Source organism: Pseudolactococcus hodotermopsidis (assembly GCF_011170085.1).
GTDB classification, from domain to species: domain Bacteria; phylum Bacillota; class Bacilli; order Lactobacillales; family Streptococcaceae; genus Pseudolactococcus; species Pseudolactococcus hodotermopsidis.
The window spans coordinates 1-6,120 of record NZ_BLLI01000091.1 but is presented as its reverse complement, the minus strand read 5'-3'; the positions used below and the strand labels follow the sequence as shown (position 1 = coordinate 6,120).

Annotated in this window: 7 protein-coding genes and 1 pseudogene; 3 read left to right on the top strand and 5 right to left on the bottom strand. The window is 38.2% G+C overall.

The window, feature by feature from the left end; all coding sequences use genetic code 11:
- The first annotated feature begins 217 nt into the window (after positions 1-217).
- Both Hs30E_RS10270 and Hs30E_RS10265 read left to right on the top strand, forming a co-directional pair.
- Entirely contained in the window at positions 218-1,327 is a 1,110-nt protein-coding gene (locus Hs30E_RS10270) for a sensor histidine kinase (RefSeq protein ID WP_172209856.1), read from the top strand.
- Positions 1,305-1,937, top strand: coding sequence for a response regulator transcription factor (locus Hs30E_RS10265; RefSeq protein ID WP_172209855.1), 633 nt, complete (start codon positions 1,305-1,307; stop codon positions 1,935-1,937). The genes Hs30E_RS10270 and Hs30E_RS10265 overlap by 23 nt, the downstream gene beginning before the upstream one ends.
- Positions 1,938-2,182: 245 nt before the next feature.
- Here Hs30E_RS10265 and Hs30E_RS10260 read toward each other — a convergent pair whose 3' ends face one another.
- The 5 genes from Hs30E_RS10260 to rplS all read right to left on the bottom strand — a co-directional run bounded on the left by Hs30E_RS10260 (position 2,183) and on the right by rplS (position 5,707).
- A complete protein-coding gene (locus tag Hs30E_RS10260; RefSeq protein WP_172209854.1) occupies positions 2,183-2,674 on the bottom strand; it encodes a GNAT family N-acetyltransferase in 492 nt (163 codons plus the stop codon).
- Between the two features lie 91 nt (positions 2,675-2,765).
- Positions 2,766-3,500: a DUF2705 family protein gene (locus tag Hs30E_RS10255; protein WP_172209853.1), complete on the bottom strand. Its 735-nt coding sequence runs from the start codon at positions 3,498-3,500 to the stop codon at positions 2,766-2,768.
- A 1-nt stretch (position 3,501) separates the two neighbouring features.
- Positions 3,502-4,260, bottom strand: a complete 759-nt coding sequence (locus Hs30E_RS10250; protein ID WP_172209852.1) for a DUF2705 family protein — start codon at positions 4,258-4,260, stop codon at positions 3,502-3,504.
- Position 4,261: 1 nt separating this feature from the next.
- Positions 4,262-5,185: an ATP-binding cassette domain-containing protein gene (locus Hs30E_RS10245; RefSeq protein WP_172209851.1), complete on the bottom strand. Its 924-nt coding sequence runs from the start codon at positions 5,183-5,185 to the stop codon at positions 4,262-4,264.
- A 174-nt stretch (positions 5,186-5,359) separates the two neighbouring features.
- Positions 5,360-5,707 carry a 50S ribosomal protein L19 gene (gene rplS / locus Hs30E_RS10240; protein ID WP_172209850.1) on the bottom strand — a complete coding sequence of 116 codons (348 nt, stop codon included), beginning with the start codon at positions 5,705-5,707 and terminating at the stop codon, positions 5,360-5,362.
- A gap of 253 nt (positions 5,708-5,960) precedes the next feature.
- On the opposite strand from rplS, the pseudogene Hs30E_RS10235 reads away from it, so the two are divergent.
- A pseudogene (locus tag Hs30E_RS10235) lies at positions 5,961-6,120 on the top strand (helix-turn-helix domain-containing protein); the annotation flags it as partial.

Genomic DNA, 6,120 nt, shown 5'->3' with positions numbered 1-6,120 from the left:
TTTGCCGTAAGCGAGCATAGCTCGTGCGGACAAAACGTCTATTTTCCTAGAAAGTTAGCTTGAAGTTCAAATAAAAGCATGATACTAAAAAGCGGTGCGCCCAAGGCGCAAACTTTCGTAGAAAATTAGTGTTTTTCCGTAAGCGAGCATAGCTCGTGCGGACAAATCGTCTATTTTCCTAGAAAGTTAGCTTGAAGTTCAAATAAGGAGGTAACCCATGCGCAGAGTGATTGACCAAGCCATGCTTTTAAGTTATAGCATGATTTTGGCTTGTACTGTTAAGATAGACACACAACTTGTTATCGCTTTTCTCCTTGCGCTAATCTATGTCTGCCTTTTGGAATATGTTGCAAATTTACGCTTACAACTGCTATTTTCTTATTTTTTTCTTGTCGTAGCCTTATTTTTACCTATTTGCCTCTTATTTTTACCCAACATTTTTTATAGTATCAGAGCGCCTAAAAATTTTCAAATCGGCTTATTAGCTTTTGGCATCCTTGCCTATCAAGTCTTTGAACGCCAAGTCATTTCCAATGTCCCGACGATTTTTCTCCTCCTTTTTGGGTGTTTATTAGCGATTTATATGGCTGATAAGACGGCAAAATGGTCGGAGCTAGAAAATATTTTACAGAAAACACGTGATGATAGTGCTGAATTAACCCTTTTGCTCCAAGATAAAAATCGTACCTTGCGTGAAAAACAAGATTATGAAATCTATGCTGCGACTTTGAAAGAACGTAATCGGATTGCGCGCGAAATTCATGATAATGTTGGTCATCTGCTCTCTCGCTCGATTTTGCTGACAGGTGCGTTAAAAACGATTAATCAAACAGCGCCGTTGCGTGAGCCCATTAACCATTTGGACGAAACGCTCAACGAGGCGATGAGCAGCATTCGGGCTAGTGTGCATGATTTGCATGATGATGCGGTTGATCTGGAGAGGACGCTCAACGAGATTTTGGCGACTTTCAATTTTTGTCAAGTGAGCCTTTCTTATGCGCTGCCAAATGCTGTCCCGAGTGCGATTAAGTACAATTTCATCGCAATTATCAAGGAGGCGCTGAACAATGTTATGAAACATAGCAACGCCACGCAAGTGACGCTTGAGCTTTTGGAGATGAGTGATCTGTATCAGCTGACGATTGCTGACAATGGTCGCAGCACCCAAACAAGTACTGAAACAAACGGTATCGGTTTACTTAACATGACCGAGCGAATTAAAAATCTGCAAGGTAAACTGACGATTTACAGACAAAATGGCTTTAAAATTCTTATCAAAGTCCCCAAAAATATGGAGTTGAAAAATGAAAGTACTGATTATAGATGACGATCCGCTAATCACAGCGAGTTTAAAGATGATTTTAGAGGCAAAAAAGATTGACATCGCTGGACTTGGGCATGACGGAAGTGAGGCAATTCACTTATTTGAGCAACTCAAACCAGATATTTTGCTTATGGATATTCAGATGAAAAAAGTCAGCGGACTTACCGCTGCCAAAACGATTTTGGCGCAATATCCAGAGGCAAAAATTCTCTTATTAACAACTTTTTCAGACGATGATTATATCCTCAAAGCCTTAAAATACGGTGTGAAAGGCTATCTTATCAAGCAAGATTACAGTAGTATTGTCCCTGCGCTAACTGCCGTGATGACTGGTCAAAGCGTTTTTGGAACGGAAATCATCTCAAAAATTCCAAACTTATTGCAAGACAATGAAAAAAAGCCAAGTACTCTCACACATGACCGATTAAGTGATAAAGAAATCGCTCTGACAGCGCTCGTTGCCAAAGGGCTGAGCAACAAGGAAATCGCCGAAAAAATGTTCCTCAGCGAAGGTACGATTCGGAATTATTTGAGTGCTATTTTAGATAAACTCGCCTTACGCGATCGGACACAATTGGCCGTATTTTATCTTAAAAATTGGGGGAATGTGTGATTTATACTTGATTCGCTATAAAATCGAAACGCAACTTTTGAGCAAGATTTACCAATTCTAGCCAACGGCTAAGTGGTATACCACTAAAGCATCCAACGTTGCTACACAAGCTACTTATCTAAGCGCTAAAGTGCAAAGCACTGCTTTCAATTAACCAAATAGAGACAACGTTAGTTGCCATCAGCCAAACGACGAAGTGACGAATCTAGTCAAAAGTATTTTGGTTTTATAGTGAATTGAGTATCTCACAACACTTTCTCCATCCAATAATCTGGCATCAAAATAGCTTCAATCTGCGTCACAACTTCTTTGACAATTTCAAACCCAAAATGCTGATAAACAGCAATCGCTTGATGATTATCACGATTAACATGTAAATGGAGCTTTGGTTTTTCATGTTCACGCGCAATTTTCTCAAACCACTCAAAAACTTGCCGAGAAATGCCTTTTCCACGAAAATCTGACAAAAGATAAATCTTGCTGATAAAAAACTGATTTTCTTGACACGCATACGCCGCATAACCGACAGTCTTACCGTCTAATGCGATAAAATAATATCTGACACCCGCTGCAATTTCAGTCTTAATTTTCGTAATTGACTGATAGTTTTCAAGCATATAAGCAACTTGTGCCTCGCCAATAATTGACGTGAAAACTTCTGGCCAAATAACTTGAATCAACTCAAATAATTGACTAACTGCCTGATTACTTTTAACTTCTTCAAATGTCACTGTCATTTATAACTCCTTTTTAATTTATGTCTCTACTATCATATCAAAAAATCAGCTGTTTTTGGCAAACAAGCTGATTTTATTTTATTTGTGACCCTTATAATTCTTTTTTCTTTATAGCAATGGTGCTAAAAACAAGCGACAGACTAATCACAACAAATGTGATAGCAACATAAGGCGCAGCGATATTAAATGTCAGTGGCGCATCTAATAAATTACCAAAATCTAAGAAAGAAAGATAAGTCAAAAATTGCCAATGCAATAACAACTGTACGATTACAATCACAATATGATATAAAATAGCAAATGAAATAGCAACAACTGTACTTCCTGTCACAATCAACAGCAGCATAGCAAGACTAAAGATGATACTCACAATCACAGCAACACCAAAACCAACAGCAAGCAAATTGCCAATCATCACAAACAAGTTCATATCAGCAGCACCAAAACGAACAAAAGCAACAACAACTGTCGAGAAAAAGCATAAATAAGTTAGCATCATAAACGCCAGCAAAATCGTGACGTATTTTGAAAGAATAAACTCAAGCTTGGAAGCCCCTGAAATCAAGCTATTTTTATAAGTCAGCTGCGAAAATTCATGCCCAAAAATGATAACAAACAAACTCACTGCAAAATAAATAATTATAGTTGTATAGCCACCTTGTTCTTCTGATACAAGCTCATGAAAACTTGTATTAGCACCCTCATTGAAATCAGACGTTAGCAAATAAGTAATCCCACCATTGACAAGAGCAATCGCCAAAAGCGTGATATAAAAGCCAGTTGAGCGAACCAAACGATACAAATCCGCTTTAATTAATTTAATCATCCTAACCAACTTTCTTCTTCAAAATAAGACTGCTAGAAACAAGCGAGACAACAATGACTACAAGACCGATAATGAGATAAGGCAAACTATCCTTGCTCAACTCATCTAGCTGCCAACCATAAGATAGAAATGACAGGTATTTCAAAACGTCAACCTTGACAACAAAAAGCACTGTTGGGATAACCGCTGGATAGATAATCGCAAAAGCAATCGCTGCAACACTACTATGTGTCACAACTAAGATAAGCATGGCAATCGCAAAGAGAATACTCAAAATAAGACCATTTCCGATAGTCATAAAGACCATCTCCCCTAGCAGTTTAGGAATGTTCGTATCACCAGAACCAAACTTCATCATGCCAGCTAGAAAATAAGTCACAAACATGGTAGCAGCAATTAACATGAAAGCCAAAAGTGTTGTCACATATTTGCCCAAGACAAAACTTGTTTTGCTAATCCCAGATGTCAAGCTATTTTTAAAAGTCTGCATTGAAAATTCATGACCAACGAGGATGACAAAAAGACTAATCGCAAAATAACTGATCTGAGTTGTTGCACTGCCCATGCCTGACATGGTTCCTTTTAAACTTTGGATAAGCCCCCCACTTGTTTGCTCAATTTTCACTGTTCCTGATGAGCTTATATCAGCTGTCAGCAAGTAAAAGAAAGCTAGCGTGATGAGAATTTCGACGATTACTGTGATATAAAATCCTTTCGAGCGCATGAGCCTATAAAAGTCTGATTTGATTAAATTTAACATTTTACTCTCCTTCGATTTCTTTGACGAGATTGGTATAGTAGTCTTCAAGCGTATTTTCTTGTTTACCAATTGAGTTGATACCAATTGCGTTTTGTGCCAAAACTTTATTGACTTCGGCGACTGTCAATGTTGTATTTGTTATTTTAATATCGTGGTCACTGGTCACTTGGAAAGTCGCCTCAAAATTTTCACGTAAAATCACTGTTGCCAATTCAGCATTATCAACATTGAGCAAAATGGAGTCAACGACCAAAGCATCGAAATCGTCTTTAGAAATTTCTTGCACCATTTTGCCATTATGAATGAAACCAAAGCAAGTCGAGACTTGGTAAAGCTCAGTCAAGATGTGGCTAGAGATGAGAATCGTCGTATTGCGCTCGCGATTGATTTTTTGAATCAGCTCACGAAACTCGATAATCGCAAAAGGATCAAGTCCGTTAATCGGCTCATCCAAAATCAGAAAATCAGGCTGACCAATAAGCGCCATAGCAATGCCGAGACGCTGTTTCATCCCGAGCGAGAACTGCTTAAATTTCTTCTTGCCTGTATCTGCCAGATTGACAAACTGGAGCATGTCGTCAATGAGTGAATAATCGTGAATGCCACGTTGCAGGCAGATAACTTTCATATTTTGGTAGGCAGTCAACTTATTGTAAGCCGCTGGTGATTCGATAACAGCACCAATTCGACCAAGACTTTGAACATATTGCGCCGTATTTTTGCTAGCACCAAGCAAAGTCACACTACCCGATGTTGCTTGGGACAAATCAGTGATGATTTTCATAATCGTCGTTTTCCCAGAACCATTTCGCCCGATAAGACCGTAAATATCGCCTTTTTTAACGTCAAGTGAGACATTGTCAAGTGCAAGTTGGCTACCAAATTTCTTGGTTACATTTTTAAGTGTTAAAACTGTTTCTGTCATGATTTCTTCCTTTATTTTCTTTTTGATATAGTTATCATACCATGCAATTCTTAAGTCAACTATTAAGTAAATCTTAAATTTTTCTTAAATCTGAAAACTCCCCTCTTTTTTCGGATAGTCTCTCATTTAAACAAAAGAAAAACCCTTATAAAATAAGGGTTCAACATCATCATCTTAACGACGAATTTCTTTAATACGCGCAGCCTTACCTTGAAGTGCACGCAAGTAGTAAAGTTTCGCACGACGAACTTTACCATAGCGGAGAACTTCGATTTTTTCAACACGAGGTGTGTGAATCGGGAAGATACGCTCAACGCCATAACCATGTGAAATTTTACGAACAGTGTAAGTTTCTGAGATGCCTTGACCTTTACGGGCAATAACGACACCTTCAAAAATCTGAATACGTTCTTTAGTACCTTCGACAACCTTAGCATGAACACGCACAGTATCACCAGGACGGAAATCAGGGATGTCACTCCGAAGTTGCGCTTCGTTGATAGCTTCGATTAATGGATTCATTTTTTATTCTCCTCTTCTACTAATCTTAGAACTTACCGCAGTATTCGCACATTTCGCGCATGCCCCAGCGGATTAGCGTTTGTATGCGTCCATTACGCACCATTTAATTATACCAAAAACAATTGATTTTTCAAGTGCTTTGGGTTAATTATTTTGATCTTATATCATTCGAAAGTGATAATGTCTTAAGTAGGTCGAAACATAAAATGTCCCAAATGTTAAACTAATACTTATGAAAAGGATATTACTCACTGTGAATGAATTGAAAAAGTATCGTGTTATCAAATTAGTACACGATGGTAAGAAAAAGAAACAACGTGCTAATGTCGAGCTTGGTCTGTCTCTTAGACAGGTCAATCGCCTCCTCAAAGCTTATCAAGAAAAAGGGAAACAAGCCTTTGTACACGGTAATA

Excerpts from the sequence above, each read along its gene's own strand:
- rplS (WP_172209850.1), bottom strand. The coding sequence starts at position 5,707 with ATGAATCCATTAATCGAAGCTATCAACGAAGCGCAACTTCGGAGTGAC.
- Hs30E_RS10245 (WP_172209851.1), bottom strand. The coding sequence starts at position 5,185 with ATGACAGAAACAGTTTTAACACTTAAAAATGTAACCAAGAAATTTGGT.
- Hs30E_RS10250 (WP_172209852.1), bottom strand. The coding sequence starts at position 4,260 with ATGTTAAATTTAATCAAATCAGACTTTTATAGGCTCATGCGCTCGAAA.
- Hs30E_RS10270 (WP_172209856.1), top strand. The coding sequence starts at position 218 with ATGCGCAGAGTGATTGACCAAGCCATGCTTTTAAGTTATAGCATGATT.
- Hs30E_RS10260 (WP_172209854.1), bottom strand. The coding sequence starts at position 2,674 with ATGACAGTGACATTTGAAGAAGTTAAAAGTAATCAGGCAGTTAGTCAA.
- Hs30E_RS10255 (WP_172209853.1), bottom strand. The coding sequence starts at position 3,500 with ATGATTAAATTAATTAAAGCGGATTTGTATCGTTTGGTTCGCTCAACT.
- Hs30E_RS10265 (WP_172209855.1), top strand. The coding sequence starts at position 1,305 with ATGAAAGTACTGATTATAGATGACGATCCGCTAATCACAGCGAGTTTA.